This window comes from Nonomuraea sp. NPDC049028 (genome assembly GCF_043197735.1).
Lineage (GTDB): Bacteria > Actinomycetota > Actinomycetes > Streptosporangiales > Streptosporangiaceae > Nonomuraea.
Window position 1 is genome coordinate 218742 of the sequence record NZ_JBICTR010000006.1, and the last position, 20010, is coordinate 238751.

The 20010-nt window shown below is 72.0% G+C and carries 16 protein-coding genes; 8 read left to right on the forward strand and 8 right to left on the reverse strand.

Going from position 1 to position 20010, the window contains the following annotated elements; genetic code table 11:
* Positions 1 to 34 precede the first annotated feature (34 nt).
* Positions 35 to 1330, forward strand: coding sequence for an RNA polymerase sigma factor (locus tag ACGFJ2_RS24385; protein WP_393471835.1), 1296 nt, complete (start codon positions 35 to 37; stop codon positions 1328 to 1330).
* A gap of 54 nt (positions 1331 to 1384) precedes the next feature.
* Here the strand turns inward: ACGFJ2_RS24385 and ACGFJ2_RS24390 are convergent, their stop codons facing one another.
* Entirely contained in the window at positions 1385 to 3454 is a 2070-nt protein-coding gene (locus ACGFJ2_RS24390) for a hypothetical protein (RefSeq protein WP_357944882.1), read from the reverse strand.
* Positions 3455 to 3577: 123 nt separating this feature from the next.
* Here ACGFJ2_RS24390 and ACGFJ2_RS24395 point away from each other — a divergent pair, with 123 nt between their 5' ends.
* The 3 genes from ACGFJ2_RS24395 to ACGFJ2_RS24405 are packed head-to-tail and all read left to right on the forward strand — an operon-like array spanning position 3578 to position 8447.
* Positions 3578 to 6394 carry a CHAT domain-containing protein gene (locus ACGFJ2_RS24395; RefSeq protein WP_393471838.1) on the forward strand — a complete coding sequence of 939 codons (2817 nt, stop codon included), beginning with the start codon at positions 3578 to 3580 and terminating at the stop codon, positions 6392 to 6394.
* A 21-nt stretch (positions 6395 to 6415) separates the two neighbouring features.
* Entirely contained in the window at positions 6416 to 6913 is a 498-nt protein-coding gene (locus ACGFJ2_RS24400; RefSeq protein WP_393471841.1) for a hypothetical protein, read from the forward strand.
* Position 6914: 1 nt separating this feature from the next.
* The gene (locus ACGFJ2_RS24405; protein ID WP_357944890.1) at positions 6915 to 8447 is read left to right on the forward strand and encodes a hypothetical protein; all 1533 of its coding nucleotides are present in this window, start codon (positions 6915 to 6917) and stop codon (positions 8445 to 8447) included.
* 110 nt (positions 8448 to 8557) lie between these two features.
* Here ACGFJ2_RS24405 and sucB read toward each other — a convergent pair whose 3' ends face one another.
* From sucB to ACGFJ2_RS24420, 3 genes are read right to left on the reverse strand one after another with little or no spacing between them, the layout of a single operon-like run.
* Positions 8558 to 10018 carry a 2-oxoglutarate dehydrogenase, E2 component, dihydrolipoamide succinyltransferase gene (gene sucB, locus ACGFJ2_RS24410; protein ID WP_393471844.1) on the reverse strand — a complete coding sequence of 487 codons (1461 nt, stop codon included), beginning with the start codon at positions 10016 to 10018 and terminating at the stop codon, positions 8558 to 8560.
* Between the two features lie 38 nt (positions 10019 to 10056).
* Complete coding sequence (gene lpdA, locus ACGFJ2_RS24415; protein WP_357944895.1) at positions 10057 to 11421, reverse strand: dihydrolipoyl dehydrogenase; 1365 nt, start codon at positions 11419 to 11421, stop codon at positions 10057 to 10059.
* Positions 11422 to 11472: 51 nt separating this feature from the next.
* Positions 11473 to 12954: a leucyl aminopeptidase gene (locus ACGFJ2_RS24420; RefSeq protein ID WP_357944898.1), complete on the reverse strand. Its 1482-nt coding sequence runs from the start codon at positions 12952 to 12954 to the stop codon at positions 11473 to 11475.
* 105 nt (positions 12955 to 13059) lie between these two features.
* Here ACGFJ2_RS24420 and ACGFJ2_RS24425 point away from each other — a divergent pair, with 105 nt between their 5' ends.
* Positions 13060 to 13407, forward strand: coding sequence for a GntR family transcriptional regulator (locus ACGFJ2_RS24425; protein ID WP_357944901.1), 348 nt, complete (start codon positions 13060 to 13062; stop codon positions 13405 to 13407).
* Positions 13404 to 14381 (forward strand): hypothetical protein, encoded by a 978-nt coding sequence (locus ACGFJ2_RS24430; RefSeq protein ID WP_393471849.1) that lies wholly within the window; start codon positions 13404 to 13406, stop codon positions 14379 to 14381. Before ACGFJ2_RS24425 ends, ACGFJ2_RS24430 begins: the two co-directional genes overlap by 4 nt.
* Before the next feature lie 87 nt (positions 14382 to 14468).
* Here the strand turns inward: ACGFJ2_RS24430 and ACGFJ2_RS24435 are convergent, their stop codons facing one another.
* Positions 14469 to 15299 (reverse strand): adenosylcobinamide-GDP ribazoletransferase, encoded by an 831-nt coding sequence (locus tag ACGFJ2_RS24435; protein WP_393471852.1) that lies wholly within the window; start codon positions 15297 to 15299, stop codon positions 14469 to 14471.
* A gap of 261 nt (positions 15300 to 15560) precedes the next feature.
* Between ACGFJ2_RS24435 and ACGFJ2_RS24440 the strand changes: the two genes are divergently transcribed.
* The gene (locus ACGFJ2_RS24440; protein WP_357944910.1) at positions 15561 to 16361 is read left to right on the forward strand and encodes an ATP-binding cassette domain-containing protein; all 801 of its coding nucleotides are present in this window, start codon (positions 15561 to 15563) and stop codon (positions 16359 to 16361) included.
* A gap of 138 nt (positions 16362 to 16499) precedes the next feature.
* On the opposite strand, the gene ACGFJ2_RS24445 is transcribed toward ACGFJ2_RS24440, so the two are convergent.
* Both ACGFJ2_RS24445 and ACGFJ2_RS24450 read right to left on the reverse strand, forming a co-directional pair.
* On the reverse strand, positions 16500 to 17447 hold the full coding sequence (locus tag ACGFJ2_RS24445; protein WP_393471856.1) for a bifunctional adenosylcobinamide kinase/adenosylcobinamide-phosphate guanylyltransferase: 948 nt from the start codon (positions 17445 to 17447) through the stop codon (positions 16500 to 16502).
* Positions 17448 to 17765: 318 nt separating this feature from the next.
* Entirely contained in the window at positions 17766 to 18587 is an 822-nt protein-coding gene (locus ACGFJ2_RS24450; RefSeq protein ID WP_393471859.1) for an SCO2322 family protein, read from the reverse strand.
* 157 nt (positions 18588 to 18744) lie between these two features.
* On the opposite strand from ACGFJ2_RS24450, the gene ACGFJ2_RS24455 reads away from it, so the two are divergent.
* Positions 18745 to 18894: a hypothetical protein gene (locus ACGFJ2_RS24455; RefSeq protein ID WP_393471862.1), complete on the forward strand. Its 150-nt coding sequence runs from the start codon at positions 18745 to 18747 to the stop codon at positions 18892 to 18894.
* Between the two features lie 65 nt (positions 18895 to 18959).
* Here the strand turns inward: ACGFJ2_RS24455 and ACGFJ2_RS24460 are convergent, their stop codons facing one another.
* Positions 18960 to 19961 (reverse strand): aldo/keto reductase family protein, encoded by a 1002-nt coding sequence (locus tag ACGFJ2_RS24460; protein WP_357944918.1) that lies wholly within the window; start codon positions 19959 to 19961, stop codon positions 18960 to 18962.
* Positions 19962 to 20010 lie beyond the last annotated feature (49 nt).

The following is a 20010-nucleotide window of genomic DNA, read 5'->3' on the forward strand; positions in this document are numbered from 1 at the left end:
AAGGGAGGCGGGACGGGCGGACGCGGGTCAGGCGGTGGCTGACGCGCATCGGCGCGAGTGGGCTTTCGTGCTCGCCGCGACCGTGCGCGTCGCGCAGGACCTGGACCTGGCCGAGGAGTGCGTACAGGAGGCGTACGCCGCGGCGCTGTCGGCCTGGGAACGCGACGGTATCCCCGCCAACCCCGCGGCGTGGCTCACCACCGCGGCCAAGCGCCGGGCGATGGACGCGATCCGCCGCGAGCGGACCTTCCGGTCGAAGCTGCCACTGCTGGTGGAGTCCGACGAGCTCGCTCCGCGCAGGCCGGCGGACCGTGATGAGGCGGACGCGGTGGAACTGGAGGATGCCGTACCCGACGAACGGCTGCGGCTCATCTTCACCTGCTGTCATCCCGCGCTCGCGCAGGAGGCGCAGCTCGCGCTCACGCTGCGGCTGGTGTGCGGGCTGCCGACCCCGGACATCGCCCGGGCACTGCTGGTGTCGGAACAGACGATGGCCGCCCGCATCACCCGGGCGAAGAAGAAGATCTCCGTCGCCCGCATCCCCTACCGGGTGCCGCGCCCGGCGGAGCTGCCGGACCGGCTGGCAGCCGTACTCGGCGTGCTCCACCTGCTGTTCACCGCCGGGCACACGGCCCCCTCGGGCCCCGCGCTCGTGCGCGCCGACCTGGCCGACCGCGCGCTGCACCTGGCCCGCGCGCTGCGAGAGCTCATGCCCGATGAGCCAGAGGTACGAGGGCTGCTGGCACTGCTCGTGGTCACCGACGCCCGGCGCGCGACCCGGACCGGCGCCGACGGCCGGCTGCTGCGGCTCGAGGAGCAGGACCGCTCGCGGTGGGACCGCGGCGCGCTGGCCGAGGCGCACGAGCTGATCGTGGCCGGCCTGCGCGGTGGCCGCGCCGGGCGCTACCTGCTGCAGGCGGCGATCGCCTCCCTGTACGCCGAGGCGCCGTCGTACGAGCAGACGGACTGGGCACAGATCGTGGCACTCTACGACAGACTGCTGGCCCTCTGGCCCTCACCGGTGGTCGCGCTGAACCGGACCGTGCCGGTGTCGATGGCCCATGGACCGGCGCTCGCACTGACGCTGGTGGAGACGCTGGAGCAGGATGGCCGGCTCTCCCGCTACCAGTACCTGCCGGCGATCAAGGCGGACCTGCTTCGGCGGCTCGGCCGTACGGACGAGGCGGCGACCGCGTACCGGCAGGCGCTGGAGTTGACCGACAACGAGGTTGAGCGGGCCTTCCTCGCCGAGCGTCTAACTGATCATGATCCGGGCAGGACCTCGCTTGTCCTACGTCTCGGCGTACTACCTCGGCCGGTTGGGCGATGACGAGGCCCGCGACAACGACGGCGCGGTCATCCCTGACCGCGGCTGATGCCGCCTTCACTTATCGGTGTTCGTGTCCGCGGGCACGACCTCGCCGACCGTGCCCAGCAGGCGGCGCAGCTCGTCGTACTCGATCGGGCGCCCGAGCCGGAGGGCGGCGTACTCGCCTGCGGCGCCGCCCTGCGCGGCGAGTTCGGCGCACGCCGCGTGCCACTCGTCGTGGGCCTTCCGCACGGCCTGGGCCGCGCCGGGGCTCTCGAGGTCCGACAGGTCACGGAGCCGGACATAGGTGTCATACGCCTCACGCTCGGCGGCGGATCCCTCGGCGGGCGGCGGCAGCCGCTCGCCGAGCAGTTCGAGGAAGACCCTGGAGCGGCCCAGCTCGGAGAACTGCCAGGCGGTGACCGCGGTGCCGCCGTCCCCGAGTGCCTGCGGCGTGGCCGAGGCGAACAGCCACACGCCCAGGTCGTACAGGCCGCTGATCGAGCCGCCCGCGCTGATCCGCAGATCAGGGCTGAGGGCGCGCCCGCGCACGTCCTCCGCCGAGCGCACCGCCTCAAGCAGGCTGTCCCTGGCCACCTCCATGTCGCCCACGGACCTGGCGAGCTGGGACAGTCCCGTCAGCGCGTTCATCTCCCATGTCACCTGCCCGGCCGCGCGGGCGCGCAGCGCGGCTTCGGTGAAGAGCGCGGCGGCCTCGGCGGGGCGGCCTTCAGTCACGAGATCGTCGGCGCGCAGCGCGAGGTCGCGGATGGGGTTGCCCCAAGCGGGGAAGGGCGCGGGAGTGCGCCGGGACAGCCACGAGCGCAGCTGCTTGTCCAGGTTCGTGTGCCCGCGCACGCCCATCAGCAGCGCGAAGGGATGGGTGTTGAACGTGAGCGCCTGCTCCTGTCCCCAGGCCAGCCGCTCCCGGATTCCGCTGCGGCGGATCGCCATGGCCCGCGCCTCCAGCCGGCGTGCGCCCTCCTCGTCGCCGCGCTGCTGCGTGATCACCGCCAGGCCCAAGAGCGCGTTTCTACGCAGGTACGGGCTGTCATCCGGCGAGAGAAGCTCGTGATCCAGGTCCACCGAGCCGAGACCGTGCCTGGTGATCAGGCGGCTCCAGGCAGTGTGCCGGGCCTGGGCCGCCATCCGCGGCAGGCCCAGGGCGGAGAAGCGGCGGGCGCACTCCCGCCAGGTGGCCAGCACCTCGTCCTCCAGCCCGAGATACTGGTAGATCTCCGCCCGCAGCCACAGACAGCAGGTGCGCTGGATCTCCTGGTGCCGTGCCAGCCGCCGGGTGGTCCGCGGCACGACCTCCTCGTCGACCAGGTCCAAAGCGAGCTCGGCCAGCTCGACACGGCGCAGCGCCGCCTCGGCGGACACGGAGCCGACGGTGAGCCGCGCGTCCAGCAGCAGCGCGGAGATCAACGCGTAGTCGGGCCTGCGGCGGCGGGTCAAGAAACCGTCGTAGAGCCACTCACCGAGATTCACGGCCGTGATCACCTGTACGTCCGAGTGTTGTGCCTGGGGAGTGCCGACAGCGATCCTGTGGAGCGTCTCGACCGTCTCCACCAGGCACAGGGCGAGCGCGGGCACGGCCAGCCGGGGGTCGGGGTGCGCCACGTACGCCAGCAGGAACGGCGTCCACGCGTAACGCAGCAGCACGGTCGCCAGCACCGAGCAGAGCGCCAGCGGGGCCCGCAAGGGTTTCGGCGGCCTGGCCACGGCACGGAAGGTGCCGACCCCGACCTGCAGCAGCAGCACGGCGGCCACCAGGAACACCCCGTTGAACGCCGTGGCCCAGGCCGTCGTCGCCCAGGCCGAGGCCAGCCACTCTCCGGCAGGGGAGAAGACCAGCAGCGTGCCGGCCGCGAGCACGATGATCTCTCCCCAGCGCCGCAGCCGAGCCCGCTTGCGGACCAGGCCGCGCCAGGCCGTCATCCTGCCCGCCACGTGCCCGCTGACCAGCAGCCCGGCCAGCAGGGGCAGCCAGGCGGCGCCCCCGCCCGTGCGGGCCGCCGCCCACACGCCGAGCGCGGCAGGCGTCACGCAGGCGACCCGCCGTGCCCACGCTGACACCCGGTCGGCCCGCCCCGGCGGCCGGATCAGCAGGCCATGATCAGGTAACGCCCGCTTGTCACCCACTGGAGGGATTTCCCCGCGAACGCCGCTGTTCACGCCCGATCACGAATGCGTATCTCGCCCTTCTCAGAGCGATCCGGTGGGGATAACTTCTGCGTGGCGGCGGAAAAACCAGCGCGGAGGGCCATGCCAAGGCGTTTGCGTGTCCGGACCGGCGACCCCTGGACGCCCAACCTTGCCCGTGCGCGGCGGCGCCTGGCGCGCGGGCGGCCGCAGGACGCGGCCCGCGAATACCGGCAGGCGTGCAGGCTCGCCGACGGCAGGCGCGCCGATCCGCTCGTCAGGTCCGCGCTGCGGCAGTGGCTCGGGCTGGCGTTGCTGAAGGCGGGGCGCGGCCAGGAGGCGTTGCGGGCGCTGGTCCAGGCCTGTGAGCTGCTGGGCGATGACCCTGGGGCGGCGGAGCAGTACGCGAGCACCCTGGACACCCTCGGCCTGGTGCAGCGCGACCTCGGGCAACTCCGCGCGGCTGAGGAGTCCCACCGGAAGGCCGTGGACCTGTTCAGGCGGGCCGGTTCACGCGAGGGCACCGTACGCGCCGCCGTCAACCTCGCCGTCGCGGTCAAGGACCAGGGGCGCCTCACCGAGGCGCGCGGGCTCCTCGCCGGCATCGAGCCCGCGGCCCGCGACTGCACCGACCCGGCGCTGCTCGGGCACACGCTGCTCACTCTGGGCCTCGTCCACGAGCTGCTCAATGAACCGGCACCGGCGGAACGGCTGGCCAGACAGGCGGCCGAGGCCTACCGCGCGGCGGGAGACAGAGAAGGCGAGGCGGCCGCCACGCACAACGTGGGCCGTTTGCTGGACACGGGCGGGCGGCACCGCGAGGCCATGGAATGCTTCACCACCTCCCTGACGATCAATTTGGAGATCGGCGCCGAACTGGGCGTATCCGACGACCTCGGTGCCATAGCGTCGCTGTTCCAGCTCGCCCGCCAGTACGACGAGGCCCGCCGTGTGCATGAACGGGCGCTGGACATCCAACGCGGGGCGGGCTACCGGCGCGCGGTCGTGGCCACCCTCTGCGACCTGGGAGTGCTGGCGCGCGACCAGGACGACCTCCCTCTCGCGCGCCACCACCTGCAGGAGGCACTGCGGGAGGCCGAGACGCTCGCCGACCCGCACACCGTCTACCAGACGCGCGTCCTGCTGGCGGAGATCAGCATGCTGGAGGAGGACTACGCGCAGGCGCGCGTGGCCTACCTGGCCGCGGCGGAGGCGATGGGGGACGCCAGGGGGGCGCTGCTCGACGAGGCGGACGCCGTCACCTACTTCAGCGAGTCCCGTCTCGACGCCCCCGGCATGCTGGTGCGGCTCTCGCTCCACCTGGGCGACAGGGCGGGCGCACTCGAATGGGCGGACGCCGCGCGCGGTCAGGAGCTCGTACGCAGGCTGGCCTGGACCGCCCTGGCCGCACCACCCGGCGCACCGGCGACGATCCTCGCCGAGGAGGCCGAGACCCGCCGCCTCCTGAGTGCGCAGGAGGCGGGCTTGCGGTCCGGTGGATCGGCGGACGCGGCGCTGCTGACGGCCTACAGGCAGAACTTGTCGCGCCTGCACCGGCTGGAAAACCAGCTCGCCGAGCTGACTCCCGAGTATGTGTCGATGCGCCGGGGAGAACGCCTCGGCTGGAACGGCATCACCGCCCTGCTGACTCCGGGCCCTTCACAGGACGGGCCAGAGGGGACCGAGGCCATGGCTCGTCTGGTGCTGGCCGAGTACCACGTGACCGACCACGAGACGTACGTCTTCGGCGTGACGGCCGACGCGCCGGAGCCGCAGGTCGTCACCGTGGACGTGACCCGAGCCGAGCTTCGCGAGCTGGCCGGGGCCGCCGGGGACACCCTGGCCCGCGACAGGGCCGGCCTCGGCGCGCACCTCGCGGACGAGCGACTGGTGCGGCTGCTCGCGCCGGTGGCCGAGTGGGCCGAGCCGGGGGACGTGGTCTACCTGGTGCCGCACGACTCCCTTCACCTGCTGCCCCTGCAGGCCGTGCTCGTCGAGGGCGTCCCGCTGATCGAGCGCAACCCGGTCGTGTTCGTGCCGTCGGCCTCTGTGCTGCGCTACTGCCAGGCCAAGCGGAAGGCCCGCCGCGCGAGCGCGCTCATCGTCGCCGCGCCGCCCGAAGAGCATCCGCTGGCCTTCGCCAGGGAGCAGGCGCTGGCCGTGTCGCAGACGCTCGGCGGCCAGGAAGTGCTGGCGGCGGGCGATGCCTCCCGCGAGAGCCTGCTGGCCCGGTTCGCCGAACCCGGGCAGGCGCCGGACATCGTCCACTTCGCGACTCACGGCGTATTCGACCGAGAGGACCCGATGCGGTCCGGGATCGAGCTCGCGGGCGGCAGACTGACCGCGGCGGACATCCTCGGGCTCCGGCTCGACGTGGACCTCGTGACGCTGGCGGCCTGCGAGACCGGCATGAGCCAGAGCCGCCCAGGAGACGAGCTGATCGGCCTGACCAGGGCGCTGCTGTACGCGGGCGCGCCCTCGGCACTGGTCGCCCTGTGGCGCGTGGACGAGCTGTCGACCAGCATGCTGTTCGGCGAGTTCTACGCGGCGTTGCGGGCCGGCTCGCCCAAGGCCGAGGCCCTGCGCAGGGCGCAGCTGTGGCTGCGCGACAGGACGATCGCCGACGTCCTTGACTACGCGCGTGGCGCCTGCCTGCGCCTGGCGGGCGACCCCAGGGCGCTGGCCGCCGTCCGGCTGGAGGAGGCGCGGCTGCGCCTGGCGGCGGGCGACTACTCCGCGGCGGCCAGTCTGTTCCGCGACCTCGTCGCCGGCCCCGACCTGAACGAGGAGCAGCGGCAGGGCGCGGAGGTGGGCATGCTGCAGGCCACGCTCGTCATGGACACGGGCACGGACGCGGGGGCGGCACCGGACCTCAACGTGCCCGCGTTCGCCGATCCGTACCACTGGGCGCCGTTCACGCTGATCGGCGACTGGCTCTGATCACGGCAGGAGGGGGAAGGTGTGGAGCGGCAACGGCCGGTCGAGGAGTTGATGACCAATGACTTCACCGTCGCGGAGGTGGCGGACAACGGGCCGAGGTTCACGGTCCTGCTCGGGCCGGACGGTGAGCCTGCCGGGCTCACCGGCGCGGGCAAGCGGGGACCGGCCTGCGTCGTCGAGGCGGACACTCCGTTCGGCGACGTGCTCGACTCGGCCGACCTGCTGCACGCGTTGGTGTCCGGCAGCCCAGGCCTGGTGATCGTACGGGGGAAGGACGTCGTGGGCGTGCTCAGCGCTGAGGCGATCAAAGGGGAGATCGTTCGCGACACCGCCTCCCGCCTCGTCTCCGGACGGCAGCTCGGCGACGCGCAGCCTTACGGCAGGCGGGCCGCGCCGGGCCCCAGCCGCATCCAGTGCAAGACCTGCGGCGCGACGAACACCTTCCGCCGCTTCAGTCAGGCGGCCGCCTACACCTGCCAGCACGGGGATCACGACTTCGTCCCCTACTGGAGCGCCTGACATGGGCGGACTCGTCGAAGCGGCGTCGGGGGTGGTCGACCGCCGGTTGCTCACCACGACGTTCCTGCCGGTGCTGGCCTTCCTGAGCGCCCTGGCGGCGGTCGCCGTCGCGGGCGTGGGCTGGGCCACAGCGGCCCGCTGGTGGTCGGGGCTCGGCGCGGAGGTGCAGGTCGTCATGTCGGGGCTGGTCCTCGCGGGCGCGCTGCTGATCAGCCAGCTCGTCGCCGTGCGGCGGGTCGGGCTGATCCGGGTCTATGAGGGTTACTGGGACGGCCTGCCGTACGGAGAACGGCTGGCCGAGCGGTGCCGGCTGCGTTTCATGGCATCCGATGACCAGCGGGGCTCCCTGTATCCGGTGGACGAGTCCCGGCTGATGCCGACCGCGCTGGGCAACATCCTGCGGGAGGCCGAGGACCACAGCCGCGACAGGTACGGCATCGACGGGGTGACGGCGTGGCCGCGCCTGTACGCGACGCTGCCGGACACCTTCCGGCAGACGTTCGCGGCGGCTGCGGGGGATCTCGACCTCATGGTCACGGTGAGCGGGCTGGGGCTGGCGTTCTCGCTGGCGGGCGGGGCGCTCGGGGCGGTGCTGCTGCCGTGGCACTGGGCGCTGGGGTGCTGCTGGGGCGGGCTGGTGGTCGCGTGGTGGGGGTATCGGGGGGCGGTGTGTGCCGCTGAGCCGTACGGGGAGTTGTTCCGTTCGGCGTTCGACGTGTATCGGTGGACGTTGCTGGACACAATGGGGCTGCGGCGGCCGTCCGAGTACCGTGGCGAGCCGGAGCAGTGGCGGCAGCTGGACAAGCTCTGGGTGATCGGGGCGGCCGACAGCGAACACGCCACCAGCCTCGGCTACCCGGCCACCGAGCCCATGCAGCCCCTTTTGGACCCCTCCGGATCCGCCCCGAAGTCCGTTGAGCCCGCCCCGAAGTCCACCGAGCCCGTTCCGGACCCCGCCGGGGCTTCGGTGAGTGCCTCGGGGGGCGGGCGGAAGGCACGACCGCTGCGGTTGGGCCCGTGGCTGGTGGCCGTGGCGACCGTCATGGGGATCCTCGTCGTCGCGGGCAACCTGGCCGTCCGATCGCCGGGCGGCTGGGTGGCCGCCCGCACGCTGCACCCGTACCAGGTTCTCGCCGCCACCGACGTGAAGGGCCCGTCCGCGGTCGGCGCGGTAGGCCGGTACGTGCTGCGCCAGATCGAGGAGGGCAAGCAGGTACCCCCGGAAGCCCTGGGCCCTCGTCTGCCACGCGGCGCCGTCGACGGCAAGACCGTCATCACCCTGCGCCCGGGCCCCGGCCATCTGTACGCCGACGCGGCCGCCCGGGGCACGACGGCCATGCTGCGTCTCGTGCTCCCGCCCGCCACATCGGCCGAGAAGGCGGAATCCCTCACCTTCTCCGGCGTCACCGTCCTCGACCTGTCCGGCGGCGAGCCACGAACGGGCCTGGTGATCGCGCTCTCCGCCGATCGCGTCGAGGAACTGCTCGGCCACGTCGTCGGCAGCGATGTCTACCTCGTCACCACCACCAGCTGACCGAGTCGAGGGCGGTGGGTGCGATCCCGCAGAATCGCCGTCACCGATGTCCGAGGTGGGTGGGCCAGGGCCGAGGAAGGCGATCAATCCCCGGCCCTGGCGCGCGTGAACTACGCGAGGCCCAGCTGAGCCTCGAAACGACCCTCTTCGAGGCGCCGCTTCACGGTGGTCAGGAAGCGGGCCGCGTCGGCGCCGTCCACGAGGCGGTGGTCGTACGTCAGCGCCAAGTACACCATCGACCGAACGGCGATGACCTCGCCCTCAGCGGTGTCGATCACGACGGGACGCTTCACGACGGCGCCGGTGCCGAGCATGCCGACCTGCGGCTGGTTCAGGATCGGCGTGTCGAACAGGGCGCCGCGGCTGCCCGTGTTGGTCAGCGTGAACGTGCCGCCGGTGATCTCGTCGGGCGTCACCTTGTTGGCGCGGGTGCGCTCGGCCAGGTCGGCGGTCTTGCGGGCGAGGCCGGCCAGGTTGAGGTCGCCGGCGTTCTTGATGACCGCCGCGATCAGGCCGCGCTCGGTGTCGACCGCGAGGCCCAGGTGCTCGACGTCGAAGTAGGTGACCTCCATGGTCTCGTTGTTGATCGTGGCGTTGAGCTTCGGGTGCTGCTTGAGCGCCTCGATGGCCGCCATCTCGAAGAACGGCATGAACGACAGCTTGACGCCCTCGCGGCGCAGGAAGTCGGCCTTCGCCTGGTCGCGGAGCCGGGCGATCTTGGTGACGTCGACCTCGACGACCGTGGTGAGCTGGGCCGCGGTCTGCAGCGACTCGACCAGGCGCTTGGACATGGTCTGCCGCAGCCGCGACATCTTCTCCGTACGGCCGCGCAGCGTGGTGTCGACCTCGACGGGCTCGGGAGCGGCGGCGACCGGAGCCGGCGCGGCCTGAGCGGGCGCGGCGGCGGGAGCCGGAGCGGCCTGGGCGGCGGCGGGAGCCGGCGCGGCGGCCTGCTCGCGCTGCGACTTGGCGGCCTCCAGGACGTCCTGCTTGCGGATGCGACCGCCCACGCCGGTGCCGGTGATCGACTCGAGGTCGACACCGTGCTCGTTGGCGAGCTTACGCACCAGCGGCGTCACGTACGGGCTGTCACCCGAGGACGGCAGCGGGGTCGGCTCGGCGGCGGCCGGAGCCTGCTGGGCGGGCGCCGGAGCGGCCGGAGCCTGCTGCACCGGCGCGGGAGCCGGAGCGGGCGGCGGGGCCTGGGCAGGAGCGGGCTGCGGGATCGAGGAGACCGGCGCGGGAGCCGGGGCCGGCTCGGGCTCCGGCTGCGGCTCGGGCTGCGCGGCGGGCGCCGGCGCGGCCTCCTGCGTGGCGGCGCCGCCGGCCTGGCCGTTCTCGTCGATGACGGCGAGCTCGGCGCCGACCTCGACGGTCTCGTCCTCAGCGACGACGATCTTGGTGAGGACGCCGGCGGACGGCGACGGGATCTCGGTGTCGACCTTGTCGGTCGACACCTCGAGGAGCGGCTCGTCGGCCTCGACGCGCTCGCCCTCCTTCTTCAGCCAACGGGTCACCGTGCCCTCGGTGACGCTCTCGCCGAGCTGGGGCATCTGTACAGAGACCGGCATCGTTATCTTCTCTCGCGTTCTGATTTCGAGGGCTTGAATTAGTTGTGTACGTGCAACGGCTTGCCGGCCAGGGCCAGCATCGCCTCACCGACGGCCTCGGACTGGGTCGGGTGGGCGTGGATGAGCTGGGCGACCTCTGCGGGCAGCGCCTCCCAGTTGTAGATCAGCTGACCCTCGGTCACGAGCTCGCCGATGCGACGGCCCACCATGTGGACGCCCACGACGGGGCCGTCCTTCTGGGCGATGACCTTGACGGCACCCGCGGTGCCGAGGATCTGGCTCTTGGGGTTGCCCGCGAGGTCGTAGACCTGTTCGACGATCTCGATGCCGCGCTCGGCGGCCTGAGCGGACGTGATGCCCACCGAGGCGACCTCGGGGTCGGAGTAGGTGATGCGGGGCACGCCCGCGTAGTCGATGGCGGGCGGGTTGAGCCCGGCGATGTGCTCGGCCACCATGATGCCCTCGGCGAACCCGGCGTGGGCCAGCTGGAGGGTCGGGATCAGGTCGCCGATGGCGTAGACGCCGGGGACCGAGGTCTGGCAGTGCTCGTCGACCACGACCGCGCCGCGCTCGATCGCGATGCCCTGCTCCTCGAAGCCCATCCCGGCCGAGACGGCGCCGCGGCCGACCGCGACCAGCAGCAGCTCGGCGTCGAGGGTCTTGCCGTTGGCGAGCGTGACGACCACACCGGTGTCGGTGGTCTTGACGCCCTCGAAGAAGACGCCCAGCTCGTACTTGATGCCGCGGCGGCGGAAGGCGCGCTCGAGCAGCTTGGAGCTCGACTCCTCCTCGGTCGGCAGCAGGTGGGGCAGCGCCTCGACGATCGTCACCTCGGCGCCGAAGGAGCGGTAGACGCTGGCCAGCTCGACGCCGATGACGCCGCCGCCCAGCACGATCACCGAGGAGGGCACGCGGTCCATCCTCAGCGTGTGCTCGCTGGTGATGACGCGCTCGCCGTCGATGTCCAGGCCGGGCAGCGACTTGGGCGCGGAGCCGGTGGCCAGGACGATGTGGCGGCCCTCGTAGACCTCGGAGCCCACCTGGATCCGGTGCGATCCGACCAGGCGGCCCTCGCCTTCGACGATCGTCACGCCGGCGCCCTTGAGCAGGCCCTGCACGCCCTTCCAGGCGCGGGTGACGATCTTGTCCTTGAACGCGTGGACGGCCGGCACGTCGATGCCGTCGAACCGGGCCTTGACGCCGAACGTCTCGCTCTCGCGGGTCTCGTCGGCGACCTCGGCCGAGTGCAGCAGGGCCTTGGTGGGGATGCATCCCCTGTGCAGGCAGGTGCCGCCGATCTTGTCCTTCTCGATCAGGGCGACCGTCTTGCCCAGCTCAGCCGCCCGTAGCGCGCAGGCGTATCCGCCGCTGCCGCCTCCCAGGACGACGATGTCGTAGGCCACAGTCAGGCTCCTTGTCGGGGTGTTCGTGATGCCGTCATCTTTTCATTTGTTTCAGATGCTCGCGTGCCGCTCGGCCAGTCCGATGAGCGTGCGGGTGATGGCCCCGGTGCCGCCCTTCGGCGTGTAACCGTGCGGCTCGCCCTTGTTGAACGCGGGTCCGGCCATGTCGATGTGCGCCCAGCGCACCCCGTCGGGCACGAACTCCTTCAGGAAGATGCCCGCGGCCAGCATGCTGCCCCAGCGTTCGGGCTGGAGGTTGGCGATGTCGGCGATCGGGGAGTCGAGACCCTTGCGCAGCTCCTCCGGCAGCGGCATGCCCCAGGCGCCCTCGCCCGCGGCGCCGGCCACCTCGACGACCAGCTCGCGCACGGCGTCGTCGTTGGCCATGACGCCGGCCGTGCGCCAGCCGAGTGCGACGATCTGCGCGCCGGTGAGGGTGGCCACGTCGACGATCAGGTCGGGGGAGTCCTCGGCGGCGCGGGCGATGCCGTCCATGAGGACCAGGCGGCCTTCGGCGTCGGTGTCGAGCACCTCGACGGTCTTGCCGCTGTAGCTGTGGATGACGTCGGAGGGGCGCTGCGCGGTGCCGCTGGGCAGGTTCTCGGCCAGGCAGAGGTAGCCGACGACGTTGACCTTCGGGGCCAGACGGGCGACGCCGATCAGGGCGCCCAGGACCGCGCCCGCGCCGCCCATGTCGGATTTCATCCAGTCCATGGAGGCGGACGGCTTGAGCGACAGGCCGCCGGAGTCGAACGTGATGCCCTTGCCAACGTACGCCAGCGTCTTGGTGGCCTCGGGGTGGGTGTAGGAGAGGCGGACCAGGCGGGGCGGGTTGGCCGAGCCCTGGCCGACGCCGATGAGGCCGCCGTAGCCGCCGTCCTTGAGCTGCTTCTCGTCGAGCACCTCGACGCTCAGCCCGGCCTCGCCGCCGCGCTGCTCGGCGATCTCGGCGAACTTGGCCGGCCACAGGTCGGAGGGCGGCGTGTTGACCAGGTCGCGGACGAGCGTGACCGACTCGGCGAGCACGGAGGCGCGGCCGGCGATCCCGTCGGATCCATCCGCTTCGTTCGCCGACAGTACGGTGAGGTCGCCCACGGGCGCCTTCACCTCGCCGTTGGTGCGGTAGCGGGAGAACCCGTAGGCGCCCAGCAGCGCGCCCAGCGCCACGGCCTCGGCCTGGTCGGCCGATTCGGCGGGCAGGAGGAGCGCGGCGCGGGCGGTGCCGGCGAGGGACCGTACGGCGGCGCCCGCGGCGCGGCGTAGCGTCTCGGCGTCGGCAGAGTCGCCGAGACCGACCGCGACCAGCAGCGGAGCGGTGATGGCGCCGAACACGGGCACCTTGGCGAGCTCTCCGGGCTTGCCGGAGAAGCCGACGGCGGTGAGCGTGGCGGCGAGTCTGCCGCCGAAGGCCGCGTCGAGGGACTCGGCGCCCGTGGCGGGGCGAGGGCCTTCGGGGCCGGACCGGAACCCGACGATCAGCGCGTCGGTGTCGAAAGAGACTGGATCTGCTGAGTTCAGCCGCACAGTGGTCACGTAAACCGATGCTATCCAGGGTTTAGAGGTACTCACAAACAGGGGTTCATCCTACCATTCGCCGACGCGCGCCCAGGGCGACTTGGTGCTAGTGTCATTAGCACCATGTTGCTGACTCTGGACCTCAACGACGCGCGTCCCCTGCACGAGCAGGTGGCCGGCGCGATCCGCCGTGCCATCGGCGAGGGCTCGTACGCGCCGGGCGACCGGCTGCCACCCGCCCGCGACCTGGCCGAGGCGCTCGGCATCAACCCCAACACGGTGCTGCGCGCCCTGCGTGACCTGCGTGACGAGGGGCTGCTGGAGTTCAGGCGGGGGCGCGGCGTGAGCGTCGCGGGCCGCGCCGACGGGCGGGCGCTGCTCCTGCAGCGGGCCCGCGAACTGCTGGAAGAGGCCACGAGGCTCGGCTACCGCCGCGAAGACCTCATTACGATGCTGGAGGAGCTGCCATGAACTCCCGATTCGCCGCCGCCGCTTGGGGGCTGATCGTCGCCGCCGCGCTGGTCGCGGCGCCACTCGCGATGCGCGGTCGGCTGCCCGACCCGCTGGCCGCGCACTGGAGAGCGGGTCTCGTGCCCGATGGCGAGCAGTCGTTCACCGCCTTCCTGATGGTGAGCGTCGTGACCTGGGGTGTGGCCTGGGCGGTGCTGTTCGGGGTCGCGGTGAACGGGAAGGCGATGGAGCGCAGGCTGAGCCGGATGTACTGGTGGGGGTCCCTGGCCGGGATGAGCGTGTTCGCGCTCGGCATGAGCGGCGCGACGCTGCTCGCCAACCTCGACGCGCCCACCTGGCGGGAGGCGGACCTGGAAGGCCGCACCATGCCGGCCGTCGTCGGCGTCGCGCTCGCCGCCGCGCTCCTGGCCGGCTACCTCGGCCGTGGCGGCCTCGACCAGCGCCCGCCCGCGGGCGAGGAGCCGCCGCGGCTGCGGCTCCAGCCGGGACAGCGCTCGGTATGGGTCAGCCGCATCACCAACTCCTGGCTGACCGCCATGAGCATGGCCGCGGCCGTCGCCCTGGCCGTGGCCGGCGTGCTGGCGATCACTGGAGTCCTGGCTGGTCTGCCTGCCGGGGGTACGGTGCCCGGGCTGGGCATCGTCCTGTTCGCCGGACTGCTCACCTCGTCGCTCACCGCCCGGGTCACCCGGGACGGGCTGGCGATCGGGTTCGGGCCGCTGGGCTGGCCGGTGCGGCGGATCCGGCTGTCGAAGATCGACAAGGCGTGGTCCGAGTCGCGGTATCCGAGCCAGGTCGGGGGCTGGGGCCTGCGCGGGCTGCCGGGCAGCGCCACCATCATGCTGCGGGGCGGCGAATGCCTGATCATCCGCTACCGCTCCGGCGGGCAACTGGCCGTGAGCATCGACGACGCCGAGCGCGGCGCGGCCCTGATCAACGCCTTGATCGCGGAGCGGCCGGCCGTACAGGCGTGACGCTCTCCCAAGGGGTACGAACGGCCGCGTCCATCAGCGGAGCACGGCGCAGATCGTGAGCGTGGTGGCCATGAAGGGTGGCGTCGGTCAGCCGAACACGGCGCAGACCGTGAGCGTAGTGGCCGTGGCCGTCTCGACGAGGGCACCCAGCACGTCGCCCGTGACCCCGCCCAGGCGCCGCCTGGCATGGCGGAGCAGGAGCAAGGCCGCCGCGAGCCCGGCTGCCACGCCGAGGGGAAGGACGTACACCATCCCTTGTCCCGCCACCAGGCCGAGGCCCGCTGCCGCCGCCAGGGCCAGGGCGGTGGCCGCCCGGGCGGCGCCCGGCCGTACCGTGCCCGCGACCAGCGCGCCGAGCCCGTCGGGGCGGGCGGCGGGAACGGCCGACCGGCAGGCCCAGGTGAGCGCCAACCGGCCGGTGACGCAGGCGATCACCAGGGCGGGCGGCCCGAGCCCGGTCAGAGCGGGCGGTTCGAGCCCGGAAAGCGTGGTCGCCAGGGATGCCGACCCGAGCCCGGACAGCGCGGTTGTCTGGGTTGTCGGCGCGAGCCCGGAAAGGGCGGTCACCTGGATGAGCAGCGTCAGCACCAGGGTGATCACCCCGAACGGCCCAATATCCGACTTTTTCATGATGTCGAGCGCCTGAGGGGCGGGCTTCCCGCTGCCCAGCCCGTCCGCGAGATCGGCCAGGCCGTCCAGATGCAGCCCCCGCGTCAGTACGGCCAGCAGCCCGACCGCGAGCGCCGCACCCAGCAACGGCGGCCCCGGGAGCAGCAACGGCAGACAGGCCACCGCGCCCAGCACCAGCCCGATGGCCGGGGCCAGCACCATCGCCCGCCCCGCCACCTGGCGATCGACCCGGGTCACCCGGACCGGGAACACGCTCAACGTCCCGATAGCGAACCGCACCCCGTCCATCACACTCTCCCTACGGTCGCCGACGCGTGCACGGACCAGGCCCAAGACGCGCGCGCTCTCCCTATGGTGTCGGCGTGTCCACGGACCGGGGTCAAGTAGCGCACGTCACGGCGCCCAGCCCGGTGAACCGGAGGAGCGTGCCCCTGGACAGACCTCAGCCGCAGATGGCGGGTGGGGCTCACCGGGCCGGCCGTAAAAATAGCAATAACACCCACCCATCGGACGCTGAGGGAGTCCGGGGGCGGCCACTAGGGTGGCCGGATGCACGTTGTTGAACTCGAAGGCGTAGGAGTCCGGGTCGCCGGCAAGTCGCTGCTGAGTGCGGTCGACTGGCGAGTGGAGTACGGCGAGCACTGGGCCGTGCTCGGGCCCAACGGTGCCGGCAAGACGACGCTGCTCTCGCTGGCCGCGGCCGTACGGCACCCGACGGAGGGCACGGTCAGCGTCCTCGGCCACCGGCTCGGCCGGGCCGACGTACGCTCGCTGCGGCGCCACATCGGCCTGGTGGCCTCCAGCCAGCGGCTGATCGACGAGGAACTCCTGGAGGAGGAAGGCGCCACTGCCCTCACCGTGGTGCTCACCGGCCACACGGGCACGAGCGCCCCACTCTGGGACAAGTACGGCGACGCCGAGCGGGACCGCGCACTGCGCCTGCTGGGGGACGTGGGCTGCAAGGACCTGTCCGAGCGCCTGTTCCGGGTGTGCTCCCAGGGTGAGCGGGCCAGGATCAGGGTGGCCAGATCGCTCATGGCGGACCCGGCGGTGCTGCTGCTCGACGAGCCGTTCGCCGGCCTCGACCTGCCGGCCCGCGAAGACCTCATCGAAGCGGTGGAGGACCTGGCGACGACCAGGCCGGTGCTCACCACGGTGACGGTGACCCACCGCCTGGAGGAGGTACCCGCCACGACGACGCACGCCATGCTCATGCGCGACGCGCGCGTCCTGGCGTCGGGGCCGGTCGCGGACGTCCTCACGCCCGCGAACCTGTCCGACTGTTTCGGCCGTTCCCTGCACGTGGATCGCATGGAGGGTCGCTGGTACGCCAGAGCGATTCGCCACTAGCCCGGTCATACGCCAGAGTCGTCCGCGGCCGTGCCAGACCGTACGCCGGAGCGGTCCGCCGCCCGCCCTGGCCATACGCCGGAGCGGTCCGTCGCCGGGCCGATCCGGACCGCACGCGGGCGTCGCGTATCTCCGGTGTCACAGACGCACTGGGCGGCCGGCGATCACCAGGGCGACATATTCGGACTCGTCGGCGAGGCGCTCGTTGAGCCGCCCCAGCTCGTCCCTGAACGCCCGCCCGCTGGCCGTGGCGGGCACCACGCCCATGCCCACCTCGTCCGACACGGCCACGATCCGCTGGGTCGTACCCCGCCACGCCGCCACCAGCTCATCGCACCGCGCGGCGACCGGCGCCCGATCGCCGTCCCAGGCACCACACTCGTCGAACACCGCCGCCAGCCACGTGCCCAGTCCGTCGACCAGCAGCGGCGTCGTCGCCGCGCGGATCGTCCCCGCCAGGTCGGTGGTCTCCACCGTCGCCCAGTGCGCGGGCCTGCGCTCGCGGTGGGCCCGTACCCGCGCCGCCCACTCACCGTCGCCTTCGCCGCGCGAGCCGGTGGCGACATAGGTGACGTACGGGTCGGCGGCCAGTCGTAGCTCAGCCTCCGCCGACTTGCCCGAACGGGAACCGCCCAGCAGCAGAGTTCTCCTCGGCTGTGCTGGAGCCTGTGAAGCCGGTGGGACGGCGAGCGCGGTGTCGAGAGTCGTCCCGTCCGGCACGGCTCGTACGCCCCACAGGGCGAGCCGCCGTGACAACTCCTCCTCGGACCTGACCCGGTGGTCCAGGCCGACGGCCACCACCTGGGTGCCGTCGGCCACCAGGCCCGCCCGGCGCAGGAGCCCGATCCGCTCGGGCCGGTCGAGCGGATCGATCAGCACGATGTCGTACGGGCCAGCCGGGGACGCCGCCGCCTCCGGGGTCGCTGTCACGTCCGGAACCGTGGTGGCGTCCGGGGCTGCCGTCGCGGCAGGGCGCGCGTACAGCAGACGGGTGCCATCGGGGCCCTCCAGGCCGTGACCGTCGGCCAGGGCCCGGTAACCGGGCGGCACATCGTCGAACGGGAACCGCGTCACACCGTCGACCACGAGCTCGAACGGTCGTCGGTGGCCGTAGGGGAGCCCGGCACATGAGGCGCACGGGCAACCCGGCTCCGGCCAGCCTGTGCGGCCTGCGGTACCGGCGAGAAGGAGTTTCACCGGGCCGAGCGTACATAGACCTCGGCATCCCGGCCCGCAACGGAGCTGCCGCTCCCGGCGGCCTGAGGGCCGTTGGGGGTGGGTGGCCTACGGCGGGGCTGCTGGTTTCGGCGGGCGGGGGGCCTTGGGGTTGGGGAGTGGCACGAAGTGGAATGCCGCTTTCGGAACATTTGCGCCTGGTGTCGGGGCGTGGGCGTGGGGTGTGGGTCAGTGGGAGGGGGTTCGGGGGTGGCGGCGGGTGGCCACAATGGCGCCGCCGCTGAGGAGGACGAGGGCGACCGCGCCGCCCCAAATCAGCGTGAGTGGCGGTCCGTCCGACGAGGCGCCGTCCGACGAGGAGTCGGCGGGTGAGGCGGGGGTGCCGAGGTCGATGCCGGCGGCGGCCCCGGCTGGGTAGGCGTTGATCGCCACCACGTCCCCCTGAGCGTTCACACGGGCCTTGGCGGCCGTGGCCAGTAGTTGGGCCGTGGAGGCGGTCTCCGCGCCCGTCACGCACTTCGTCAGCCCCTCCGCGGGCGGTTGCTCGCCGGGGAAGGCGTCAGATTCGGGGTCGCCGAAGTCCACCCTGACCACGACCCGCTTGCTGCCAGAAGCCGCGGCGTCCTTGCCGCACACCGTCTGGAACGACGGCAGGTCGCCCCCGGGCGGCTCCGTCGCGGTGCCGTCGGGCGAGGCGGAGAAGCGCCAGCCGATCACCGAGCCGTCCGGCGGGACCTCCTTGGCGGAGCTCGCGAGCCACGCGGTGCCGTCGCTCTGCCAGACGCTCCATAGGCGTACGGCGTTGGGATCGGGCGCTCCGGGGACGGGGTCGCTGGGTCCGACGGAGGGTGTGGCGAGGGCGGGGAAGACGGAGAATGCGGCGAGGGCAGGGAGGGCCAAGGGCATGGCGAGGGCAGGGAGGGCCGAGGGTGTGGCCAGGGCAGGGAGGGCCGAGGGCGTGGCCAGGGCGGGGAAGGCCGAGGAGGCGGCAAGGGCAGGGGAGGGGGCGGCGAGGAAGGCGGCCGCCGCGACGGCGACTTCTGTCGCCACACGATACGCGCGCAGCATCGATTGACCTCCAAGCTCGGGAGTAAGGTTCCAGTGCCGTCGGAGGGTGCGCCGGCGAACCTGCGGAAAAGGAGCGTATGGCATGACATGGCGGTGGCGTTATGAAAATGCAAATGGTGGTGAGGTAACGGATCGCCCTTTGCCGCGAGAAGTTTTTCCGAGCCAGGCGGACGCGGAGTCCTGGCTCGGCGAGAACTGGGGTGAGCTGCTGGAATCCGGGGTCGAGCAGGTGGCGCTGCTCGACGAGGACCGGGTCGAATACACGGGATTGTCATTGCGTCCGGAGTGAAGCAAGAGAAATGAAAAACCCCTTGAGCGTCATTGTTGCTCAAGGGGTTTTTGCTGCCGGGGATGTTATGGGCGCTTCGGCGGGCTGGCCGTCTTGGCGGGATCGCGCTCGACCACCGGGCCGAGCACGGAGTCGATCCGCTCCAGTACGTCGGAGTCGAGCTTGACCCCGACCGCCTTGACGTTGTCGCGCACCTGCTCGGGGCGGGAGGCGCCGACGATGGCGCTGGAGACGTTCGGGTTCTGCAGGACCCAGGCGACTGCGAGCTGCGCCATGGTGAGGCCCAGATCGGCGGCGATCGGCTGGAGCTCCTGTACGCGGGTGAGGACGTCGTCGTTCATGAAGCGGGCGATCATGTCGGCGCCGCCGGCCGTGTCGGTCGCCCTGGAGCCTGCCGGCGGGGCCTGGCCCGGCAGGTACTTGCCGGTCAGTACGCCCTGCGCGATGGGCGACCAGACGATCTGGCCGATGCCCTCACGCTCGCTGAGCGGCACGACCTCCGGCTCGATGACCCGCCAGAGCATCGAGTACTGAGGCTGGCTGGACACGATCCGGTCGAAGCCCATGTCGTCGGCGATCTTCAGCGCCTGGGCGATCTGGTCGGCCGTCCACTCGCTGACGCCGATGTAGAGGACCTTGCCCTGCCGTACGAGATCGTCGAAGGTCTTGAGCGTCTCCTCCAGTGGCGTCTCGAAGTCGAAGCGGTGCGCCTGGTACAGGTCGACGTAGTCGGTCTGCAAGCGTCGCAGCGAGCCGTGGATGGACTCGGTGATGTGCTTACGGGACAGGCCGCGGTCGTTCGGACCGGGGCCCGTCGGCCAGTAGACCTTGGTGAAGATCTCCAGCGATTCCCTGCGTACGCCCTTCAGGGCCCGGCCGAGCACCGACTCGGCCTTGGTGCCGGCATAGACATCGGCGGTGTCGAACGTCGTGATGCCCTCGTCGAGCGCCGCCTGCACGCACTGCTTGGCGGCGTCCTCCTCGACCTGGGAGCCATGGGTGAGCCAGTTGCCGTAGCTGATCTCGCTGACCTTGAGACCGCTGCGACCGAGGGTACGGAATTCCATAGATCCGACCTTAGGCCCGTCTCATGAAGTGATCTAAATCGGGATAGGG